The 21916-nt window shown below is 47.9% G+C and carries 17 protein-coding genes and 1 pseudogene; 14 read left to right on the top strand and 4 right to left on the bottom strand.

Annotated features, from left to right (window positions below):
- The first annotated feature begins 137 nt into the window (after window positions 1-137).
- On the top strand, window positions 138-815 hold the full coding sequence (locus COP04_RS15930; RefSeq protein ID WP_100488925.1) for a YjbE family putative metal transport protein: 678 nt from the start codon (window positions 138-140) through the stop codon (window positions 813-815).
- Window positions 816-884: 69 nt separating this feature from the next.
- Window positions 885-1586, top strand: coding sequence for a TerC family protein (locus COP04_RS15925; RefSeq protein ID WP_100488924.1), 702 nt, complete (start codon window positions 885-887; stop codon window positions 1584-1586).
- On the opposite strand, the gene COP04_RS15920 is transcribed toward COP04_RS15925, so the two are convergent.
- Complete coding sequence (locus COP04_RS15920; protein ID WP_100488923.1) at window positions 1583-2497, bottom strand: LysR family transcriptional regulator; 915 nt, start codon at window positions 2495-2497, stop codon at window positions 1583-1585. The genes COP04_RS15925 and COP04_RS15920 overlap by 4 nt on opposite strands.
- A gap of 205 nt (window positions 2498-2702) precedes the next feature.
- Between COP04_RS15920 and COP04_RS15915 the strand changes: the two genes are divergently transcribed.
- Window positions 2703-3923: a multidrug efflux MFS transporter gene (locus COP04_RS15915; RefSeq protein ID WP_100488922.1), complete on the top strand. Its 1221-nt coding sequence runs from the start codon at window positions 2703-2705 to the stop codon at window positions 3921-3923.
- Between the two features lie 50 nt (window positions 3924-3973).
- Here the strand turns inward: COP04_RS15915 and COP04_RS15910 are convergent, their stop codons facing one another.
- The 3 genes from COP04_RS15910 to COP04_RS15900 form a co-directional block, all read right to left on the bottom strand.
- On the bottom strand, window positions 3974-4876 hold the full coding sequence (locus tag COP04_RS15910; protein ID WP_100488921.1) for a YitT family protein: 903 nt from the start codon (window positions 4874-4876) through the stop codon (window positions 3974-3976).
- A gap of 153 nt (window positions 4877-5029) precedes the next feature.
- Window positions 5030-6040 (bottom strand): aldo/keto reductase, encoded by a 1011-nt coding sequence (locus COP04_RS15905; protein WP_100488920.1) that lies wholly within the window; start codon window positions 6038-6040, stop codon window positions 5030-5032.
- 331 nt (window positions 6041-6371) lie between these two features.
- The gene (locus COP04_RS15900; protein ID WP_100488919.1) at window positions 6372-7166 is read right to left on the bottom strand and encodes a COG4705 family protein; all 795 of its coding nucleotides are present in this window, start codon (window positions 7164-7166) and stop codon (window positions 6372-6374) included.
- 259 nt (window positions 7167-7425) lie between these two features.
- On the opposite strand from COP04_RS15900, the gene COP04_RS15895 reads away from it, so the two are divergent.
- The 11 genes and pseudogenes from COP04_RS15895 (at window position 7426) to COP04_RS15845 (ending at window position 21895) form a co-directional block, all read left to right on the top strand.
- Complete coding sequence (locus tag COP04_RS15895) at window positions 7426-7989, top strand: GDSL-type esterase/lipase family protein (protein ID WP_100489727.1); 564 nt, start codon at window positions 7426-7428, stop codon at window positions 7987-7989.
- Window positions 7990-8683: 694 nt separating this feature from the next.
- Window positions 8684-9247 (top strand): glycerol-3-phosphate responsive antiterminator, encoded by a 564-nt coding sequence (locus COP04_RS15890; protein ID WP_100488918.1) that lies wholly within the window; start codon window positions 8684-8686, stop codon window positions 9245-9247.
- A gap of 263 nt (window positions 9248-9510) precedes the next feature.
- A complete protein-coding gene (locus COP04_RS15885) occupies window positions 9511-10347 on the top strand; it encodes an MIP/aquaporin family protein (RefSeq protein WP_100489726.1) in 837 nt (278 codons plus the stop codon).
- A gap of 31 nt (window positions 10348-10378) precedes the next feature.
- Window positions 10379-11908 (top strand): glycerol kinase GlpK, encoded by a 1530-nt coding sequence (gene glpK / locus COP04_RS15880; RefSeq protein ID WP_100488917.1) that lies wholly within the window; start codon window positions 10379-10381, stop codon window positions 11906-11908.
- 177 nt (window positions 11909-12085) lie between these two features.
- Entirely contained in the window at window positions 12086-13780 is a 1695-nt protein-coding gene (locus COP04_RS15875; protein WP_100488916.1) for a glycerol-3-phosphate dehydrogenase/oxidase, read from the top strand.
- 292 nt (window positions 13781-14072) lie between these two features.
- The gene (aspA, locus tag COP04_RS15870; RefSeq protein WP_100488915.1) at window positions 14073-15542 is read left to right on the top strand and encodes an aspartate ammonia-lyase; all 1470 of its coding nucleotides are present in this window, start codon (window positions 14073-14075) and stop codon (window positions 15540-15542) included.
- Window positions 15543-15832: 290 nt separating this feature from the next.
- Window positions 15833-16129, top strand: coding sequence for a metal-sensing transcriptional repressor (locus tag COP04_RS15865; RefSeq protein WP_239985003.1), 297 nt, complete (start codon window positions 15833-15835; stop codon window positions 16127-16129).
- A 30-nt stretch (window positions 16130-16159) separates the two neighbouring features.
- Window positions 16160-18590, top strand: a pseudogene (locus COP04_RS15860) (heavy metal translocating P-type ATPase).
- A 27-nt stretch (window positions 18591-18617) separates the two neighbouring features.
- Window positions 18618-18827 (top strand): copper chaperone CopZ, encoded by a 210-nt coding sequence (gene copZ / locus COP04_RS15855; RefSeq protein ID WP_100488913.1) that lies wholly within the window; start codon window positions 18618-18620, stop codon window positions 18825-18827.
- A gap of 315 nt (window positions 18828-19142) precedes the next feature.
- Window positions 19143-20576: a glycolate oxidase subunit GlcD gene (gene glcD / locus COP04_RS15850; RefSeq protein ID WP_100488912.1), complete on the top strand. Its 1434-nt coding sequence runs from the start codon at window positions 19143-19145 to the stop codon at window positions 20574-20576.
- A complete protein-coding gene (locus tag COP04_RS15845; protein ID WP_193437484.1) occupies window positions 20576-21895 on the top strand; it encodes a (Fe-S)-binding protein in 1320 nt (439 codons plus the stop codon). Before glcD ends, COP04_RS15845 begins: the two co-directional genes overlap by 1 nt.
- The last annotated feature ends 21 nt before the right edge of the window (window positions 21896-21916 follow it).

The raw sequence follows: 21916 nt of genomic DNA, 5'->3' as shown, positions 1-21916 counted from the left end.
AGACCTTTGCCTCGAACGTATGAAAAAGGCAAAGGTTTTTAATACAAACAGCCTTTCCATTCAAATGTTGGAGGGGCTGTTTTATTTTGCCATTAAACAGTGTAAGTTCATCATTCTTATTTTAGGAGGATGCTGGAATGGAATTTCTAACTTCGCTTCTGCTGGTTGTCGGCATCGATCTGGTTCTGGCGGGAGACAATGCCATTGTTATTGCGCTTGCGGCGGCCCGGCTCCAGAATCCCCAGAGAAAGCGCGCCATTCTCTATGGAACATTGGGTGCGGTCGTCATCCGTGCCATGGCTACTCTCGCTGTAGTCTGGCTGTTGAAAATTCCGGGGCTGCACTTGTCCGGCGGCTTGCTCCTTGCCTGGATCGCGTATAGTTTTCTGAAAAATCGTCAGTCGAACAAAAAGATTGAAGCGAAGACGAGCCTTGGGGCAGCGATTGGGACGGTCATCATAGCTGACGCTTTGATGGGACTTGACAATGTTCTTGCCATCGGTGGAGCGGCATCCGGGAATTATCTGCTTGTCATTCTTGGACTGCTGGTCAGCGTTCCGCTTGTGATGGGCGGGAGCGCTATTTTCCTAAATCTCGTTGTTCGGCATGCATGGATCACATACGCCGGATCCGCCATTCTTGCTTTTACTGCTGGAAAAATGATTTTTGCTGAGTCTTTTGTAATGAATGGGATTTCAGGTTTTGCATGGATCAAGTGGGCAGTTATCGCCCTGATTATTGTTGCTGTACTTTTTTTCGGGTGGAAAAAAGAAAAAAGAGGATCTGCCGATGACGAACGGGCAGAAACAGTCTGAAAATCCACACTCGCCTTGGAGAGACTTTCTTTTAATGATTTTTTACAGTTCAGGAGGACTAACTTTTTCATGGAATTATTTACACTTGCATTTTGGTCTTCGTTTTTGGTCATTGTCGGCATTGATTTGTTTCTAGCGGGAGATAATGCGATCGTTATTGCGATGGCCGCGAGAAGGCTGCCTAATCATGAGCGGACGAGAGCTATTCTTTACGGAACAGTCGGGGCAGTCATTATTCGCGTGCTCTGTACAGTAACCGTTGTCTATCTGCTGCTGATTCCAGGCCTTCATTTTGCCGGCGGGGCTGTTTTGATCTGGATCGCGTACCGTCTTCTTCGCCCGGAAGGCAGCACAGATAAAACAAAAACGATTAAAGCAGCGATGAGTATTTGGGCAGCGGTACGTACAATTATTCTTGCCGACGCACTGATGAGTCTGGATAATATGTTAGCTGTAGCCGGCGCTGCACAAAATGACCCTCTGCTTGTCATTTTCGGACTTTTGATCAGTGTGCCTCTTTTGATGGGGGGAAGTGCCATCATTATGAAACTGACAGACAGGTTTCCATGGCTTATTTATCTTGGATCGGCAATTCTGGCGATGACTGCCGGAAAAATGCTTTTTTCCGAACCGCTGATCGCGAAATGGCTTGGTGAAGCCGCCTGGGCGGAATGGACAGCAGTGCCTGCCATTATCGCTGCTGTCCTGTATCTGGGCTGGATCGGCCGGAGAAAGAGCGGCAGAAGCAGGGGACAGGATCAAGCGGTTTAAAAAGACTGGGTATTAATCGTCGCCTTCTGTTGGTTCAGTTGCTGAAAGTAAGCGATGACAAAAAGGTAAAACTCTGCCGCAATGGGCGAGTGGTAGCGATCTTTGTTCCAGACCAGGCTGATCGTACGAAAACAATGAGGTCGGATGATTTTTAGGGGAATGATCGACGCATCTTTGACCGTTCGCAATGTAAGCGATGAGAAGAAGGCAACGCCGAGCCCTTCACGGACAAGCCCGCGGATGGATTGTGAATCATCAACTTCAAAAGCAATATCTGGCTGGAATCCGGACATTTGGCAGTAAATATCCGTTGTTTCGCGAAATGCGCCGCCTGCTTTTAAAATGAACGGTTCATGTGCAATATCATGGAGATCGACATTTGAACGTGCTGCCAGCCGGTGTGTCCGCGGCACGGCAAGATATATTTCATCATTCATCAGCAGCTTCCAGCTAAAAGGGTTTTCTTCTGTACGGCTATAAGGCGTAATGCACAGATCGATATCGCCGCTTTCCAGCTGGTGACTGATCGCATTTCGGGAAATCTGCTTAACGCGAAAGCGGACAAGCGGGTGTGACTTGCGGAAACTGCTGAGCAGATCGGGAATAATCGGTGTTCTCATCACCGCCAGGGATATGCAGTTTTCATTAACCTTAGCGAGTTCGGATATTTCCTGTTCCCCTTCTCTAAGGATGGAAAGAGCCGCCTCGGTTTTTTTTAAGAAAAGCTTTCCATAACGGTTGAGTCTGATTTTCCGTCCTCTCCGGTCGAACAGAGGCACGCCGATCTCGTTCTCAAGCCTTTTAATAGTCTGGCTGAGCGAAGGCTGGGCGATAGACAGTTCCCGTGCGGCATGCGTCATATGTTCAAAACGGGCAACCGTTTGAAAATATTTTAGCTGAAGCAGCTCCATTGTATAGACTCCCCTTTATTGATTATGACATAAAACTAAAAAAGTTTTATCATAGGTTTTAACCTATCCATTTATAATAATATATATATTTGTTAAAATGAACAAATACAACTATTATAGGGGTTGTGAAAAAATGCGCCTGATTTTTGACGGGCGCTTTTCTTTCGTTTAAAATTAATTTTTTATAAAAAGTAAGGTGTGTTTTGTGTCACTTCCTTTATGGAAAAGAAATCTTTATGTTTGTTGGTTTGGCGCCTTTGCAACGGCCGCGGGGATGAGTCAGATTATCCCCTTCCTGCCTCTTTATATTGAACAGCTTGGGGTTCAGAACACCGCAGATATTGAAAAGTGGGCCGGACTGGTCTTCGGTGCAACGTTCTTAGTATCCGCTCTTGTTTCACCGCTTTGGGGATCCCTGGCCGACAAGTATGGGCGAAAACCAATGCTGATTCGCGCGGGTCTCGGCATGAGCCTTGTCGTTTTTTCAATGGCGTTTGTTCAAAACGTTTATGAACTACTTGCTCTGCGCATGATTATGGGAACAGTATCCGGGTTTATTCCCGCGTCTATTATTCTTGTGGCCACTCAGACTCCGAAGAGCCATTCAGGGTGGGCACTTGGCATGCTGTCGACAGGCGGGATCAGCGGCTCGCTGATTGGCCCGCTGCTTGGAGGTTTTCTATCGCAGTTCATGGGGATGCGCATGGTTTTCATTGACACAAGTGTCCTGCTTTTTTGTGCGTTTCTAGCATCTTTGATTTTTATCAAAGAAAAGTTTGTCAAGTCTGAAAAAAAATCGCCATCATTTCGCGAGGTCTGGAGCCTGGTTCCCAATCCAGGTATGTTTGTGGCAATGTTTGTCACCACATTTATGGTCCAGCTGGCCAATATGTCCATTGAGCCGATTATTACTGTTTACGTGAAGATTCTCGCGCCCTCCGCACAGAATCTTGAAATAATTTCGGGCATTGTTGTTGCCGCGGCCGGACTCGCGAGCGTGATTTCTGCACCGCTTCTCGGCAAACTTTCCGACAGAATCGGTCCGCGCCGCATCCTGCTTTGCGCATTGCTGTTCATAGGTTTTGTATTTATTCCTCAGGCTTTTGTTTCCAGCCCGTGGCAGTTGATGGGGCTCCGCTTTTTAATGGGACTGGCGATCGCAGGGATTCTGCCGTCGATCAATACAATTGTCAAAAAAATGGCTCCGTCCGGGATCACCGGCCATCTTTTCGGTTATAATCAATCCGCACAATTTCTCGGCACTCTGGGTGGTGCGCTACTTGGCGGGCACATGGCTGCAGCGCTCGGAATTAAGTATGTCTTTTTCTCAACCAGTTTTCTGATTTTCATCAACGCCATTTGGGTCGTTGTTTCCACGCTCCTTGCAAGAAGAAGCAAACAGAGAGTTGGGGCTCATGCCCGGTAAGGCAGGCAGTGCCTGCTTAAGCTAACGGACGGTGGTTATTAAGCCGCTGATTAGTGGATGCTCCTTTTCTTAAACCGGCCGCCTTTAACGTCGTGAATATCACTGATGGCAAGAAAAGCATTTTTGTCTATTGAATCGACAATATTTTTTACTTTTGCCTCTTCCAGACGGCTGATAACGGTGAAAATCACATTTTTATCATTACCTGTATAGGCGCCCTCGCCATTCAGAAACGTAACACCGCGGCCGAGCCTATCGTTCAGCGCATCGCCGATCTCCTGATGGAAGTCGCTGATAATCCATACCGCTTTTGAGGATTCCAGCCCTTCGCTGACGACATCGATCATCTTGAATGCGATGAAGTAGGCAATCAGCGAATACATGGCGTATTTCCAGTCAAAAACAAATCCTGCTGATCCAAGAATAAAAATATTGATGAACAGCACAATTTCACCGACTGAAAAAGGTGTCTTTTCATTGAGGAGCACGGCAAGAATTTCGGTTCCGTCAGAGGATCCGCCGTTTCGAATCACCAGTCCGACACCGATCCCCATGATGATTCCGCCGAATACTGCTGCCAGGAGGAGATCATTGGTAAAGGGCGGGATGGTATGAAACAAAGTGGTCAGAACGGCGAGCAGTGTGACACCGCAAGCGGATGTTATTGTAAATGTCTTTCCCATCTGCTTGTACCCAACCACGAAAAAAGGGAAATTGATCAGTATCAGGAAAATACCGATCGCCCATCCGGTTTTATGTGCGACCATAATTGAGATACCGACTACACCGCCGTCAATAATATTATTAGGGACCAGAAATGCTTCAAGGGCAGTGGCTTCGAGCGTGATACCGATACCGATGAGAAGCATACGGATGATGAATTGATGAACAGTCAGGCCCTTGTGTTTTTTTTTCTCCAGACCCGCGGGCACATTCGATGCTTCACTTTCCATAAACTTATCTCAACCTTTCCCTGTTTTATTGGCTAAAAAAAGTCGGCAAAAAGCATGTTCAAAAGCAGCGTAATTGCCGACATAAGGACTGCCCGGGCTCGCGTGGAGGGCTGGCATGATTATTCAAATGGCTTTGGGTGGATCAGGATCAGCTCAGTTTTTCTGCTCTTCATACTCCTTGCGGGTCGGTGGAGCCATGAATTCCGTCCCAATCGGATTTTCAATATGTTTCACCAGAATGCTGTCAATATCCTTCAGTGTCTGGTCATCAATATGAAAATCCGAAACTTCCGTTGCGGCTGCAATCTGATCAGGATGCCTTGCTCCCCACAGTGCAATGCCGTCCCCGGTCCGTTCAAGAATCCAGCGGACAGCCAGCGCTCTTAAAGATTTTCCATAGCGGTCTTTAGCGAGCTGTGAGAGTTCGTCGGCTGCCGCAAGATAATGTGCAAAGTGCGGCGCTTTGAATTTGGGATCGGAGAGACGCAGATCATCGCCGGTGAACTTGCGGTCCGCAGTCATCTTTCCGCTCAACAGCCCCCGGCACAGGCTTCCGTAGCACAATGCGACAATGCCGTTCTTTTTGCTGAATGGCAGTACGTCCTGATCAATGTCCCGCTCGAAAAGATTGTATGGAGGCTGGACTGTGTGCAGCGGAGCTACTTTGTTGAACCTTTCCATCTGGTCAACGGTAAAGTTGCTGACGCCGATGGCCCTTATTTTACCTTCTTTGTACAACTCACCCATTGCTTCAGCCGTTTCTTCAATCGGAACAAGCGGATCCGGCCAATGTACCTGATAGATGTCAATATAGTCCGTGCCCAGCCGTTTGAGAGAATCCTCAATTTGTCTGTGGATCAGTTCCTTTGAGCCGTTGCGGAAGACATCCGTTCCGATCCAGTCCAGACAAACCTTTGTAGCCAGCACAATCTCACTGCGCTTGCCATACTCTTTGAGTGCCTGACCCACGACTTTTTCCGCATGGCCCTGCCCGTATGCGGGTGCCGTATCGATTGTCGTGATCCCGCTGTCAAGAGCCTGATGGATAGTTCTGATTGATTCTCTGTCGTCAGAGCCGCCCCACATCCAGCCGCCGATCGCCCACGTACCGAGTGCAATGCGTGATGGATGAAGATCCGTGCCCTTAATGGTTGTCGTTTCCATTGAATGATCGCCTCGTTATTTTAATTGAAACTCCATCTTTAATTATAAAGAACAAACTCGTGGAAAATCAAAAAAATGGCACGGTGTTTTACAAATTTTGTTGCGACAGACCGCGCAGCACCGTCTTATCAAGGGCTATTTTAAGCTTCTGATGCTTCATTCTGAATACAAAAATTCTCCTTTCTGGCAGATTTCAAAACCTGTTTGAAGGGAGAAAAATGGAAGAGCTGACAACTATAAAGCAGGAAATATTTTTAATGAAACGAATATTACCCATCAATGTTATACTAATTGTCTGCTGATCAGAATTTCCTGAATCAATGATCAATGATCAATGTGCATGTACTGCGGTACGATTCTGGGCATCAATCTTAGTGATCTGCAAGTATCCGACCAAGATGATGATGATGATTGTCAGCACCAAACTGACCAGCCCATCACCCAATCCGACCCCGCCAAGGCTGTGCGGTTTGGAAAGCCAATCTGAAAATGAAGCACCGACAGGGCGGGTCATAACATAAGCGAACCAAAAAGAAAGAATTGGATTCATGCCGAACTTCCAATAGCCGATTGCCGGCACTGCAAGCAGGAGCGAAAAAAGTATTCCGGAAGAGAAGTAGCCCAGATGCATGGTGGTGGCTGTCATATCTCCGGAAGCTGTACCGAGCGCAAATGTACCCAGCACAGTCATCCAGTAAAATGCTTCGCGGCGAAACGTGAAAACGCTATGTATAGACAAAGTTTTCTCAACACGCAGCCAGACAGTAAAGACAACGGCCAATATAATAGCGAAGAAAATCGTTGATACAAAATACGGAACGCCGATCACAATATGCAAAACATCGGCGGCCATCGTGCCGAATATGCTGACCATGACGACGACCAGCCAGTAGATCCATGCAATATAGCGTCTCACAAAAAATTGAAGCGCTATAGCTGCAAGAAGCCCGGCGCCCCCCAGAAGGACAGCGATGACCGGATTCATTTGCGTCACTAGAAAGTCGGAGAACACTTCCCCCATTCCGGTTGTCAGTACCTTTGTAATCCAAAACAGAGCAGTGATTTCCGGCACTTTGGTAAAAAGATCATGATCCTCACTCATGATTGCAGATAAAGATTTATTCATCAATTTTATCCTCCTGAAATGGCTGTTCTACAAGCCTTTTAAAAAAGAGCGATCTACCAGAATACATGATAAACATTGTTTTTGTGCATTACTAATAATCGTATGGCCTGATGGCCCTGTGACCGTATTTTAGAAACCCTTCCCGTTTAGTATGAAATTTTTTTTAATCTCCAATCCACTGCCATTCTTTTGGGAAAGGAGTAAAATGTTTTGGAGCAGAAGAACGATTCCAGATCCGATCAGAAAGAGGGAAAATAAGTTGAAACGGCTGATTTGTTTCGGAGACAGCATTACAGCTGGGTGGGACGGGCACCAAGAAACCCGGCGGCTGACGGACAGGCTCTCCGAAGGACTTGGATGGATTGTGACGAATGCAGGCGTGCCGGGGGAAAATACGGAACAGGCCCTGACAAGAATGAATAAAGATGTTCTTGAATGCCCATTTGACCGAATTACTATTTTTTTTGGCGCCAATGATTCTTCCCTTCATAAAGGTATACCTCTAAAACAGTTTAAAACAAACCTGATTTTTATGGCCCGTGCGGTTTCGCCGCAAAAAGCAATCTTTATCACGCCGTCGCCCATTGTTGACAAGAAACAGAAGGGTAAAAGAATGAATGAACGTGTGTCTTTGTATGCAGAGGCCGTTCTTAATGCGGCAAAGGAAACCGGGGTGCCATTGATTGATTTGCACAGTGAGATGCTCCGTTTGCCTGATTATCAGGGGATGCTGCTTCATGACGGACTGCATTTCACAAACATGGGGTATGATTTTCTAGCAACTGAAATCATCAGACAGGTAAAAAAATCGGAAGAGCACTAAAATAGTTGTTTTTTGTAAATTTTGCCGGATTGTATTACTGATTCTGCAAAAAACACGTCAAATCCACGGTAAAATCTTTACTTTTTGTCGATTTCAATTTTTGCAGTAAGCTCGTCCGTCCAATATGATGAAAAAGCAGGAAGAGATAACTGCGAGGCAGAGCCAAACAGTATCGCGGTCAGCTTAACAGGTTCAGGTTCCGGAAATTAAGACCAGTGCTGTAATGTTGTTTTAATTCGGTACCCTTACCTTCAAGGGCGCAAATCGTTTTAGGGCAAGTATGCCGCTCGGGGGCATGCTGCCGTTGAAATGCCGGGCTTGTCCGTCATTTGACTGCAGCAAGGCATGGTTCGCCCAAAAATAATGGCGTATATGGCGGTCTAAACGGGTGATAACCGGAACTGGACCTGCCTTCAGACCGGTCGGCTGTCTAGATACTTTACTCGTGCAATGCGTCAGTTTTCATTTCCTAATTGGTTAAAATCCTTTTCCTAAGTATAGGGCCCCGGCGCCGGGCTTTGTACTTTGGGCGCAAGACACCTCTCCTCACTCATTTACGTGAAAAAGCAGCTGCCTGGGCTGCTTTTTTGCGTGGAAAAAGTTTATTTGAAAACGTTTTCTTTAGTCCGATTCTGGGTTATGATGAGAAAGATGTGATACAGGATTTCTGCATTCAGATGAAGAAGGTGTCCATATGGTTCAGTTTGCTGCGAATGCGAAAAGTGTCATTCCTGCTGTTAACAATATGAAAGATTTTGAAAAACTGCTCGGAACGCCAGCCCGCTCGGTCATTGTGCTGGACAGCCATCTTTCACAGATCGATGCGATTGCCCGGATGGCCAGGCAGCACCATAAATCCGTTTTTTTGCACGCGGATTTAATACAGGGGCTGAAAAATGACTTGTACGCAGCTGAATTTATCTGCCAGAATATTCGTCCGTATGGGATTATTTCCACACGGGCAAACGTCCTTGAAGTGGCAAAGAAGCGAGGGTTGGTCACCGTGCTGCGTATCTTTTTACTTGATTCACGGTCGATAGAAACCGGTTATCGACTTCTGGATCAGGTCCATCCGGATTTAGTGGAACTTTTGCCCGGCCTGATTCCTGAAATGATTCGTGAAGTCAGAGAAAAAGCGGGAATTCCGGTAATCGCCGGTGGATTGATACGTACCAAAGAAGAAATTAATCATGCATTTGCGGCGGGAGCTGCTGCTGTTTCAACTTCTAACAGAGAGTTGTGGAAATTTTCTTCGTGAACTGAATTGTGAATAAAAATCGATTTTTTTGTGACAAATTATTGACAACGCTTTCATTATCACGTAAGATCAAAAGCATCAAGTTAATGTTTTTGGATGCTGAGATTGGATCTTCCACTTCAGAGCTGATCGGACATTATATGTTTATCCGGTCATGCCCATGGTGGATTTTTTTTTGCTCGCATGGCAAGCAGGCGGGGGCGGGTAAGGGAAAGATGCCAGTTGCAAGGTCCGCAATGAAACCGAAAAAGGGGGAATCGCAGATGTCCGGTTTTTTGGGGGAACTGATCGGCACGATGATTTTGATTATTCTTGGAGATGGGGTGTGCGCCGGTGTAAGCCTGAAAAAGTCCTATGCCGGAAATTCAGGCTGGATTGTGATTACGATGGGATGGGGGCTGGCTGTTGCCGTTGGGGCGTATGCGGTCGGCAGAATCAGCGGCGCGCATTTGAATCCGGCGTTGACCCTTGCGCTTGCTTCTGCAGGTGATTTTCCGTGGCGGGAGGTTCCGGTTTATATTGCGGGTCAGTTGATCGGCGGTTTCCTTGGTGTCTGCATTGTTTTTCTACACTACCTTCCACACTGGAGGGAAACGGAAGATCCTGCAACAAAGCTTGGCATTTTCTGCACGGGTCCGGCCATTCCCCATCGCTGGTCCAACTTGCTCAGCGAAGTCATTGGCACGTTTATTCTCGTCGTCGGTATTCTTGCCATTGGCGCCAATAAATTCGCACAGGGGATCAATCCTCTGATTGTCGGTTTTCTGATTGTTGTGATCGGCATGTCGCTCGGCGGAACAACAGGTTACGCGATTAATCCTGCCCGGGACCTGGCGCCGCGGCTTGCGCACGCTTTACTCCCGATTCCGGGAAAGGGCGGATCGAACTGGGGTTATGCCTGGATTCCAATCGTTGGGCCTATTCTTGGTGGTGTATTTGGCTCCCTTTTCTACAAAACATTTTTTGCCGGACAGATCACGACCGCTTTCTGGGTCTTCGGTGCGCTGATCCTGATCGTGATTGTTTTAGCCCTGGCGGGTGAACGTCAGCATGCTACGCAAAGAATTTCCACTACGCAGGAACAGGCTGCGTCAGAATAAATGAATTGAAAAATGGAGAGGAGAATGAAAAATGGGAAGATATATTTTAGCGTTGGATGAAGGGACGACCAGCGTTCGAGCGATGATCTTTGATGAAAAAGGACGTATCGTTCAGACTTCACAAAAAGAATTTACACAATTTTTTCCAAATCCGGGCTGGGTGGAACAGGATGCCAATGAAATCTGGGCTTCCATTCTGGCTGTTATTGCCGACGCGCTGTCCACAAGTGAGATCGCGCCCAGTGATGTGGCAGGAATCGGCATAACGAACCAGCGTGAAACAACGGTCGTCTGGGATCGGCACACCGGACACCCGATATATCATGCCATTGTCTGGCAATCACGCCAAACGGATGAAATATGTCGTGAACTGAAGGAAAAAGGTTATGAGGATTTGGTGCGCAGCAAGACCGGCCTGCTGATTGATCCTTATTTTGCAGGAACAAAGGTGAAATGGATCCTGGATCATGTAGAAGGTGCCCGTGAAAAAGCGGAAAGAGGTGATCTGCTGTTTGGAACAATTGATACTTGGCTGATCTGGAAGCTCTCCGGTGGCAAAGTTCATGTCACAGATTATACGAACGCTTCGCGGACATTGATGTACAACATTTATGACCTTAAGTGGGACGATGAACTGCTCGCCATGCTGGATGTACCGAGGGTGATGCTTCCTGAAGTGCACGCATCTTCTGAGATCTACGCGAAAACAATTAATTATCACTTTTTCGGTGAAGAAGTGCCGATTGCCGGTGTAGCAGGCGATCAGCAATCGGCATTGTTCGGTCAGACTTGCTTTGAGGCAGGAATGGTCAAGAATACGTATGGAACAGGATGCTTTATGCTGATGAATACAGGGGAAAAGGCTGTTGAATCCAAGAGCGGGCTTCTGACGACCATCGCCTGGGGACTCGATGGGAAAATCACTTATGCGCTGGAGGGCAGTATCTTTGTGGCCGGTTCCGCGATTCAATGGCTTCGTGACGGGCTGCGCATGATCAGAACTTCTCCGGAAAGTGAAAATTATGCGATCCGTGTGGACTCAACGGAAGGTGTCTATCTTGTCCCCGCTTTTGTCGGGCTAGGCACACCATACTGGGATACGGCTGCTCGCGGCGCCATTTTCGGTTTGACGCGGGGAACGACAAAAGAGCACTTTATCCGGGCAACACTTGAGTCGCTGGCCTATCAGACGAAAGATGTTCTGAACGCAATGGAAAAAGATTCGGGCATTACTTTGAGCACACTCCGCGCGGATGGCGGTGCGTCAATGAATGACTTTCTGATGCAGTTTCAGAGCGACATCCTTGGTGTTCCAGTCGAACGGCCAACGAACAGCGAGACAACTGCGCTTGGTGCGGCGTATCTTGCCGGTCTTGCAGTGGGTGTCTGGAAAAACAGGGAAGAAGTGGCTCAGATATGGGAACTTGGAAAATCATATCAGGCAAAGATGAATGCTGAAAAAAGATCCCAGCTCTATTCAGGATGGACGAAAGCTGTAGAGGCAGCACGCGCGTTTAAACCGGTATCCCAGGCATCCAGTCCGGTTCTGGATGCTGACTGACGGTGGATGAACCACAATGTGAAGGAGATCTGAATGTACAAATAAGTTCATAGCTGGTCGTGACTGAGGAAGGGACCAACCAATGACCCTGTATATCTGCGCTTTTCCGCACATACCGGCATGTATTGGCGGTCCTTTTTTTACAAGTATGGCCGGGCTAACCAGGGGGAATGAATGATGTCATTTTCAGTTTTGGAAAGAAGCCGCTATCTGGAAGAAATGGCCGCTCGGCCGCTCGACCTCTTCATTATCGGAGGCGGCATTACAGGAGCGGGTATTGCTCTCGATGCGACGCTGCGCGGCCTTCGCGTCGGCCTGGCCGATATGCGGGATTTCGCAGGCGGAACATCCAGCCGCTCAACCAAGCTGGTGCATGGAGGCCTGCGTTATCTGAAGCAATTTGAAGTTAAAATCGTTGCGGAAGTTGGCAAGGAACGGGCGATTGTTTATGAAAATGCACCGCATGTGACCAGTCCGGAAAAAATGCTGCTGCCTATTTATAAAAATGGGACATTCGGCAGGCTTTCAACATCCATGGGTCTCAAGCTATATGATTATCTGGCCGGTGTCAAACGGTCTGAACGCCGCGTGATGCTCAGCCGTAAAGAGACGCTTAAAAAAGAACCGCTTCTGAAAAAAGAAGGATTGAAAGGCAGCGGGTATTACGTCGAATATCGCACGGATGATGCACGTCTGACGATTGAAACGATGAAGGAGGCTGTTCAGCGTGGAGCGCTGGCCGTCAATTATGCTAAAGTTGAGAGCCTGATCTATGATAACAGCCGTCGCCTGACAGGTGTTCGGGTGACGGATCGGCTGACCCGGAAATCCTATAGTATTTTTGCCAAAAAAATTGTCAATGCTGCGGGACCATGGGTAGACACGATACGTGAGATGGATCATTCAAAGAGAGGCAAATATTTGCACCTGACAAAAGGGGTGCATATCGTGATTGATGGCAAACGCTTTCCTATGGAACAGTCGCTTTATTTCGATACGACTAACGGGGATAAGCGAATGATTTTTGTCATTCCCCGCGATGGAAAAGTCTACGCAGGCACGACTGATACAACATACACAAAATACCCGATTGATCCGGAACCGACCGCGGAAGACCGGGACTATATTCTTGAGGCTATCAACGGAATGTTCCCGAGTGTTCACCTGATGCCTCAGGATGTCGAATCCAGTTGGGCAGGTGTTCGTCCGCTGATTCAGGAAGAAGGGAAATCTCCTTCCGAGATCTCCCGGAAGGATGAAATCTTCGTATCGGAGTCGGGGCTGATTTCCATTGCGGGGGGGAAACTGACCGGTTATCGTAAAATGGCGGAGCGCGTCGTTAATGAAGTCACTTCCGAATTGGCCGCGGAAACGGGTAAGGCGTACCCCGCCTGCCAAACCATTCATGCCGAACTCTCCGGTGGTCACTTCGGCGGTTCCGCACACTATTCTGATTATGTACGGCAAATAGTTACCGAAGGCGTACAGCTTGGACTGACGGAAAAAGAAGCTAAAGAATTAGCCAAAAAATATGGCACGAATACCGGCAGCGTTTACGAACTGATCCGTGCGAACAGGGATGAAGCGGAAGAAAATCATTTGCCGCCTCCTATTTATGCGACAGTCGAATATGCCCTGATTTATGAAATGGCCGTTTCGCCGGTCGACTACTTTACCCGAAGAACGGGAAAAACCCTGTTTGACATCCAGTGGGCGGAAAAATGGAAACAGCCTGTTCTGGACTATATGGCACATCGTCTGTCGTGGAATGGAGAACAGTCCGAACAGTACAAACGAGAGCTCGAAAAATCATTTGCCGAAGCGGCGATCCGGAAGAGCCAGATCGACTCAAAACCGGTGGAAAATATTTGAATACGCAGCATCGATGAATGCGCCCGGACTTTCGGGCGCTTTTTTCACACTTTAAGAAAGTATAAAAATTTCAAGGATTAAAATGTAAGTGCAATTAGGCCTCTGGCATCGCCTAAAGGCTTGCCAATCGGCAAGTTTTCTTTATCGAACTGCGGCTCGCATTTTATTTGTGACACACTTATCTGTTATCAAATAAGCACGCTTTTTTAGCACGCATTAGATTTGGAACCACACCGGGGCCCGCAGTTCTGCGTATAGTGCTAGTGGCAAGATTAATGAAAGGGTGAGGGAGATGGCAAACATCCTGATGAGAATGGAACATGATCTGCTGGGCGAGAAAGAAGTCCCGGCCGATGCGTATTATGGGGTGCAGACACTGCGGGCGGCGGAGAACTTTCCAATTACGGGATACAGCATTCACACAGAATTGATCAAAGCGATAGCGATGGTTAAAAAAGCGGCGGCACTCGCCAACGTTGATGCGAACCTGCTTAGTCCGATTGTTGGCCGCGCCATTGTACATGCTGCGGACGAAATGATTGAAGGCAAGTGGAACGATGAGTTTATTGTCGATCCGATCCAGGGAGGTGCCGGGACCTCAATCAATATGAACGCTAATGAGATTCTGGCAAATAGGGCGCTTGAACTCATAGGGAAACAAAAGGGAGACTATGTTTCAATCAATCCAAATAATCACGTCAACAAGTCTCAATCCACAAATGACGTTTTTCCTACTGCAACCCGGATGGCTTCCATAAAAATGCTGCGCCGCCTGCAGCGCACAATGCGCGATATGCTCAGTGCTTTTCAGAAAAAAGCAAAAGCGTTTGATTCAATCGTCAAAATTGGCCGGACGCACCTTCAGGATGCCGTCCCGATCCGGCTCGGGCAGGAGTTCGCGGCTTACGTCCACGTACTTGAGCGGGATATCAGGCGAATTGCGGAATCAGAAAGACAGCTTCATAAGATCAGTCTGGGGGCTACAGCTGTAGGAACGGGATTAAATGCGAATACTGAATACAGGAAGAAGGTTATGGAACATCTGGCCGGAATCAGCGGGCTTGAGCTGGAAAGAGCGGAAGATCTCGTCGACGCGACGCAAAATACGGACGCGTATACTGAAGTTTCTTCCGCACTCAAAATTTGTATGATCAATATGTCGAAGATTGCCAGCGATCTTCGACTGATGGCTTCCGGGCCAAAAGCAGGACTGGGCGAAATCGTTCTTCCCGAGCGTCAGCCCGGCTCCTCAATAATGCCGGGGAAAATAAATCCGGTAATGGCTGAAGTAATTAATCAGGTCGCCTTTCAGGTGATCGGCAATGATCACACAATCTCGATGGCTTCTGAAGCCGGACAGTTTGAATTAAATGTCATGGAACCCGTTCTAGTTTTCAACCTGCTTCAATCCATTGACATCATGCATCACGCCTTTTCTGCCTTTACTGCGCATTGTCTCATTGGCATCACGGCTAACACTGAAACGTTAAAAAAATACGTTGATCAAAGCGTGGGGGTTGCGACAGCACTCAGTCCCTATATCGGTTATGAAGAGGCGGGCAGCATAGCACGGGAGGCCCTTTCCACAGGAAAAACGGTTCGTGAATTGTGCCTTGGGCGCCACCTTTTCTCTGAAGAGAAACTCAGTCAGGTCCTTGATCCTTATGAAATGACAAAACCGGGAATTGCGGCAGAAGGCTTGGCCAGGGGTGAGTCCTCATGGAAACAAATCAATCAGGAATCTGGTCAAAAGGATCAGTAGTGTTTCGACTGACTAAAAACGGGATAGGGTTGAGTTTCCGGACCGGCGGCGCCACTGAATACGAAGTTTGGAAGGCAGCCTGATATTGGTGCTTTTTCAAACGGTTTTCCCTCAATAAATGAATAATCACTGATTACGCTCGCATAAAGGTACATGCGGGCGTTTGGCCGTTTTGAAGAGATGACTTGATTTGTATACCCTATAGGGGTATAATAAGGCTATAAAGGAGGAAACAGGCGATGACTAAACAAGAGAACTGCCATTGCATTTCGGATGAACTCGGTCTGGAGATGCAACCAGAAAAGTCTCCGGCGGAGCCGAGAACCTCAGCAGAAAAACAAAAGATCGTCAATCGGTTGAAACGGGTCGAAGGCCAGATCCGGGGTGTTCAGAAGATGGTAGAAGACGACCGCTATTGTGTTGATATATTAATTCAACTGTCGGCTGCTCAGGCGGCACTGCAAAAAATCGGGTTTTCTGTACTGGAACGCCATACAAAGTCATGCGTTTCACAGGCGATTGAAGAGGGACATGGAAGCGAACAGATTAACGAATTACTGAAGGTATTGCGTCAGTTTTATAAATAGAGATCAGAGATCGAATGGGGGAGCCATTAAATGAAGAAGGAAATGACGATAGGTGTCACAGGAATGACATGTGCTGCCTGCTCCAATCGAATTGAGAAAGTACTCAATAAAATGGATGGTGTTTCTGCTAATGTTAATCTTGCGCTTGAAAACGCAAAAGTGATACTGGAGGAAGATCAGGCCGCACCGCAGGAAATTGTTGAAAGAATTGAAAAATTAGGTTACGGAGTCAGGCAGAAACGCTTGGATATGGCGATTAACGGAATGACTTGTGCTTCTTGCGCGGCGAGAATTGAAAAGGGTCTGAACCGGATGCCTGGGATTGTATCAGCACGGGTGAATCTTGCTACCGAATCCGGAACGGTAATTTATATACCTGGTATTTCAGAACCTGATGCTATTTTCCGGAAAGTCGGGAAACTGGGCTACAATGCTGTTGCTCAGGACACATTTGAAGATGATGAAAAGGAAAAAGAATTGCGCAGGAAAAAGAACAAGCTCATTCTTTCTGTTGTTTTGTCCCTCCCGCTTCTCTATACAATGATTGCTCATCTCCCTTTTTACACGGGGCTGCCCTTGCCCATGCTGCTGATGAACCCATGGTTCCAGCTCGTTCTGGCAACTGTTGTCCAGTTTTATATTGGCTGGCCTTTTTATCTGGGGGGGACCCGCGCACTGCTTAACAAAAGCGCCAACATGGATGTTCTCGTTGCACTAGGGACAAGTGCCGCTTATTTTTACAGCGTCGTGGAAGCCTTCCGCTCTCAGTTTGCCGGACTCGCGCATCCGGATCTTTATTTTGAAACAAGTGCGATTCTGATTACGCTCGTGCTGGTCGGAAAATACTTTGAAGCGCGTGCGAAACGCCAGACAACAACAGCAATCAGGGAACTGATGGATCTGCAGGCCAAGGAAGCGACACGCATCGAAAACGGCATAGAAACAAAAGTGCCGATTGACGCCGTTTCACCGGGGGATTTATTGAAAACCGGGTGNTTCACCGGGGGATTTATTGAGAGTAAAACCGGGTGAGAAAATACCGACGGATGGTGTAGTCGTTGAAGGGCGCTCATCAGTCAATGAGTCGATGATCACAGGTGAATCTCTTCCGGTTACAAAGCAAGCGGATGACAAAGTTATCGGAGCCACGATTAATGTAAACGGTTCATTGATCATAAGGGCTGAAAAAGTCGGAAAAGACACGGCACTGGCCGGCATCGTCCGGATTGTCGAAGAGGCACAGGGATCCAAGGCGCCGATCCAGCGACTTGCTGACAGCATTTCCGGTATTTTTGTTCCCATAGTTATTTCTATTGCCGTACTTGTTTTCGTGGCCTGGATATCGGGGGTACATCCGGGTCAGCTGGCTCCGGCTCTGAGAGCAGCGATCAGCGTACTCGTGATTGCCTGCCCGTGTGCACTTGGACTTGCAACGCCAACTTCTATTATGGTAGGTACGGGAAAAGGTGCGGAAAACGGTATCCTTTTCAAAGGCGGTGAGTATCTGGAAGCTACGCAAAATCTGCAGTCGGTTATGCTTGACAAGACCGGAACGATCACAAACGGGAAACCGGAAGTAACAGACGTTATTCTTTTTGGAGAGATGGACAAAGAGGAACTGATCCGTCTTGCTTCGGCTGCTGAAAACGAAAGTGAGCATCCGCTTGCACTTGCCGTTGTTGCCTACGGGGAGATGCAGGTCCTTAAACAACAGCTCCCTGTCAGTGGCTTTGAGTCACATACCGGTTCAGGTATCACTGCACAAGTATCCGGGGTGAGGTTTGCGATTGGGACAAGGCAGCTCATGCAGCAGGAAGGCGTTGATATCCGCGAAGCCTCGAACGAGGCGAGAAATCTTGAATCCGATGGCAAAACAGTGATGTTTGCGGCGGTGAACGGGAAACTTCAGGGCATGATTGCCGTTGCCGATACGATCAAGGCTACATCAAGAGAGGCAATTGAAGAACTGAAAGCAAGAGGTTTAGGTGTCTACATGATTACTGGAGACAATGAACGGACAGCAGAGGCCATTGCCCGCAAGGCCGGTATTGATCATGTATTCGCGGAAGTACTGCCTGAAGACAAGGCGAATAAGGTTCGGGAGCTTCAGAAGCAGGGGTTGAAGGTTGCAATGGTCGGGGATGGTATCAATGATGCGCCGGCGCTGGCCGTTGCCGATATTGGCATGGCAATCGGCACGGGAACCGATGTAGCTATCGAGGCAGCCGACGTGACGCTCGTCGGAGGGGATCTGACTCATGTTTCGCGGGCGCTTGACCTGAGCAGGAAAACGATGCGTAATATAAGGCAGAATCTGTTTTGGGCACTTTTTTACAATGCTGTCGGTATTCCGGTTGCAGCGCTCGGACTACTCGCACCTTGGGTCGCCGGCGCGGCCATGGCTTTCAGTTCTGTATCGGTTGTTGCCAACAGCCTGAGATTGAAAAGGGTTAAATTCTAATGTTTCACTTTTGAAGGAGGTGAGAATATGGCGGAAAGAACACTGGAAGTTAAGGGAATGAGCTGTAGCCATTGCAAGATGGCAGTTTCCGGAGCATTGAAGGGCCTGAATGGTGTGTCCGACGTTGCTGTGGATCTCTCAACCGGCAAAGTCGATGTTAACTACGATGAATCCAAAGTAGGCTTTGATCAGATGAAAGATGCTGTTGAAGAACAGGGTTACGATGTTGTGAAATAAATGGACAAAAATAAAATAGCTTGACCGGTCGGGCATCTGTGTATGCCCGATTTTTTGTTTTCTCTTATAAAAGGTCGGTGGCAATGATGATTTAAAACTGCCGTGTGATTCATATATGCACTTCAATTGCCCTTATGTTGGGCAACATCCTGAATAAATTGTCTCAGAATACTGTACTGAGGTATTCATGTCAGCCTTGATGCAGTTTTATTGGCAGATTATCCGCCCTTTTTGTAGAATAATTTGAGGGTAATCACTATAATAGAATTTAAGTAAGCGCTTAAAAATGCATTGGCACAGATTGGGGGAGAGATCATGTCTGCTGCAAAAGTAAAGAAGAAATTAAGTCTTTTGAAGGAAAAACTCACCTCTATTGTCGGTGAGAAAAATGTGGATGATTCATCAAGCGGACGGCTCGTATACTCATATGATGCCACTCCTAATTACCAGGCGATGCCCGATTTTGTCGTGTCACCGGGTAATGCAGAAGAAGTAGCATCTGTTCTGAAGCTTTGCAGTGAAACAGAAACACCTGTCTATTCGAGAGGTTCAGGAACCAATCTTTGCGCTGATACGTGCCCGGTGAATGGCGGCATTGTTCTTCTTTTAAAACGCCTGGATCAGATTCTTGAACTTGATAAAGAAAATCTGACGATTACGGTGCAGCCGGGCGTCATTACTAAAGAAATCAGCGAAATGGTTGAAGAAGAGGGTTTATTCTATCCTCCTGATCCGAGTTCCATGAAAATTTCGACGATTGGTGGAAATCTCAGCGAAAATTCTGGTGGCTTGCGAGGACTTAAGTACGGTGTCACGCGAGACTATGTGATGGCGCTTCAGATTGCGCTTCCAAACGGAGAACTGATCAGAACCGGCGGAAAACTGACAAAGGATGTCGCCGGCTATGATTTGACACGCCTGTTTGTCGGGTCGGAAGGAACGCTGGGCGTTATAACGGAGGCGACATTGAAACTGATTCCCAAGCCGGAATCACAGAAAACAATTCTTGCCCTATATCAGGATATCGAAGCGGCCGGACGCTCGGTTTCAACAATCATCGCGCATAAAATGATCCCGGTCACATTGGAGTTCCTTGACCAGGATACAATCAAGGCTGTTGAAGACTTTACACACATCGGCCTGCCGACAGATGTTAAAGCAATTCTTCTAATCGTGCAGGACGGGCCGCGGGAGATCGTTGAACGCGATATTCATAGTATTGCGGAGATCTGCCGCAGCGAGGATGCGGTGGATGTCCGGCTGGCAGCTTCCGATGAAGAAGCGGAAAAGCTGGCCACAGCCCGCCGGTCGGCATTAAGTGCGCTTGCCAGGCTGAAACCGACGACCATTCTGGAGGATGCCACTGTTCCACGCTCTGAAATTGCGACAATGGTTCGGGCGATCTCGGAAATAGCGGAGAAGTACAACGTCCGGATCTCAACATTCGGGCACGCCGGCGACGGCAATCTTCACCCAACCTGTTTGACTGATGCGCGCGATCAAGACGAAATGCGCCGTGTAGAAGAGGCGTTTGCGGAAATCTTTGAAAAGGCGATTGAACTGGGAGGTACCCTGACCGGGGAACACGGTGTGGGGATGACCAAGGCGCCTTATTTGGAATGGAAACTTGGTGCAGCAGGGATTGACGTGATGCGGGGCATCAAGCAGGCGGTTGACCCAAAAGGTATTATGAATCAAGGAAAAGTTTTTGCTGAAAAAACGAAGGAAAGGGCGGTGGCTGCAAAATGATGACTGCGACGGAGAAGAAGAAGATTCAGCACGATTTTAAAGAGAAAATGGATTACGATGAATTGCTGAACTGTATGCGCTGTGGCTTTTGCCTGCCTTCCTGCCCGACTTACATTGAAACCGGGCATCAGGAGAAATATTCCCCGCGTGGACGGATTGCACTGATGAAAGGGATCACTGACGGGATTGTCGAACCGGATGATGATATTGCTCACTCGCTTGACCTTTGCCTTGGCTGCCGGGCCTGTGAGCCGGTCTGCCCTTCAGGCGTACAATATGGCCACCTGCTGGAAGATGCCCGGAGTATTCTTCAGGAGCACAAGAAAGAATCTGTGCCGGTAAAAATGCTGAGAAAGGGCATTTTCAATGAACTGTTTCCGCATCAAAACCGGTTGGAAACGGCGACGAGCCTTCTTGGAATTTATCAGCGCAGCGGCCTGCCTAAAGTAGCCCGGAAAATCGGTTTTATGAATCTGTTTCCGGAAAGTATGGCGACGATGGAAAAAGTGCTTCCCGAAGTGCCGAAAAGAAAAGAAATCCGCCAGCGACCGCGTTTCTTTGAACACGAAAACGAGAAGAAAGCGACCGTCGCGTTATTTGCCGGCTGCCTGATGGATACAATGTTTTTTTCTACAAATAATGCGACCATACGGCTGCTGCAAAAAGCGGGATGTGACGTGGTTATTCCTGAAAATCAGCTGTGCTGCGGCGCACTCCACGGACATAGCGGCGAGCTCGGAAAAGCAAAAGAAATGGCGAAAGAGAATATTGATGCTTTTGAAGCAGCAGACGCGGATTATATTATTACAAATGCCGGAGGATGCGGCGCTTTTTTGATCGAATACGATCATATTCTGGCCGATGAACCGGAATGGGTTGAACGCGCAAAAAAATTTGTCTCAAAATTGAAAGATATTTCCGCCATTCTTGTTGCACTAGACTTTCAAAATAGGCATCGTCTGAAGCTTCCAGATCAAATTGTTACGTATCAGGATTCCTGCCATCTGCGCAATGTAATGCACACATTCAGCGAACCGAGGCTGCTGCTCCAGTCCATCGAGGGCGTGACCTATGAGGAAATGGAAGGCGCCGATACATGCTGCGGTTCAGCCGGTGACTATAACATTGTGCAGCCAAAGATGGCGATGCAGATTCTGGATCATAAGATGGAAAAAGTGGAGAAAACACAGGCGAAGACAGTGGTCACAGCAAATCCGGGCTGTCTGCTTGAGATGAAGGCTGGGATCGAACGTGTCGGAAAAACCGGTGAAATGCGGGCCGTTCACATTGCTGATTTGCTGCTCGAAGCACTGGAGTGAGTGAGAGCTGGTCTCATTTTT

The sequence above is a fragment of the Sporolactobacillus pectinivorans genome (assembly GCF_002802965.1).
Taxonomy (GTDB): Bacteria; Bacillota; Bacilli; order Bacillales; family Sporolactobacillaceae; genus Sporolactobacillus; species Sporolactobacillus pectinivorans.
This window is presented reverse-complemented; position numbering and strand designations above follow the sequence as displayed.

What these genes read in the sequence shown, in the direction of transcription:
- glcD (WP_100488912.1), top strand. Translation starts at nt 19,143, where the DNA reads ATGTCTGCTGCAAAAGTAAAGAAGAAATTAAGTCTTTTGAAGGAAAAA.
- COP04_RS15900 (WP_100488919.1), bottom strand. Translation starts at nt 7,166, where the DNA reads ATGAATAAATCTTTATCTGCAATCATGAGTGAGGATCATGATCTTTTT.
- glpK (WP_100488917.1), top strand. Translation starts at nt 10,379, where the DNA reads ATGGGAAGATATATTTTAGCGTTGGATGAAGGGACGACCAGCGTTCGA.
- aspA (WP_100488915.1), top strand. Translation starts at nt 14,073, where the DNA reads ATGGCAAACATCCTGATGAGAATGGAACATGATCTGCTGGGCGAGAAA.
- COP04_RS15875 (WP_100488916.1), top strand. Translation starts at nt 12,086, where the DNA reads ATGTCATTTTCAGTTTTGGAAAGAAGCCGCTATCTGGAAGAAATGGCC.
- COP04_RS15925 (WP_100488924.1), top strand. Translation starts at nt 885, where the DNA reads ATGGAATTATTTACACTTGCATTTTGGTCTTCGTTTTTGGTCATTGTC.
- COP04_RS15890 (WP_100488918.1), top strand. Translation starts at nt 8,684, where the DNA reads ATGGTTCAGTTTGCTGCGAATGCGAAAAGTGTCATTCCTGCTGTTAAC.
- COP04_RS15905 (WP_100488920.1), bottom strand. Translation starts at nt 6,040, where the DNA reads ATGGAAACGACAACCATTAAGGGCACGGATCTTCATCCATCACGCATT.
- COP04_RS15885 (WP_100489726.1), top strand. Translation starts at nt 9,511, where the DNA reads ATGTCCGGTTTTTTGGGGGAACTGATCGGCACGATGATTTTGATTATT.
- copZ (WP_100488913.1), top strand. Translation starts at nt 18,618, where the DNA reads ATGGCGGAAAGAACACTGGAAGTTAAGGGAATGAGCTGTAGCCATTGC.
- COP04_RS15920 (WP_100488923.1), bottom strand. Translation starts at nt 2,497, where the DNA reads ATGGAGCTGCTTCAGCTAAAATATTTTCAAACGGTTGCCCGTTTTGAA.
- COP04_RS15865 (WP_239985003.1), top strand. Translation starts at nt 15,833, where the DNA reads ATGCAACCAGAAAAGTCTCCGGCGGAGCCGAGAACCTCAGCAGAAAAA.
- COP04_RS15845 (WP_193437484.1), top strand. Translation starts at nt 20,576, where the DNA reads ATGACTGCGACGGAGAAGAAGAAGATTCAGCACGATTTTAAAGAGAAA.
- COP04_RS15910 (WP_100488921.1), bottom strand. Translation starts at nt 4,876, where the DNA reads ATGGAAAGTGAAGCATCGAATGTGCCCGCGGGTCTGGAGAAAAAAAAA.
- COP04_RS15930 (WP_100488925.1), top strand. Translation starts at nt 138, where the DNA reads ATGGAATTTCTAACTTCGCTTCTGCTGGTTGTCGGCATCGATCTGGTT.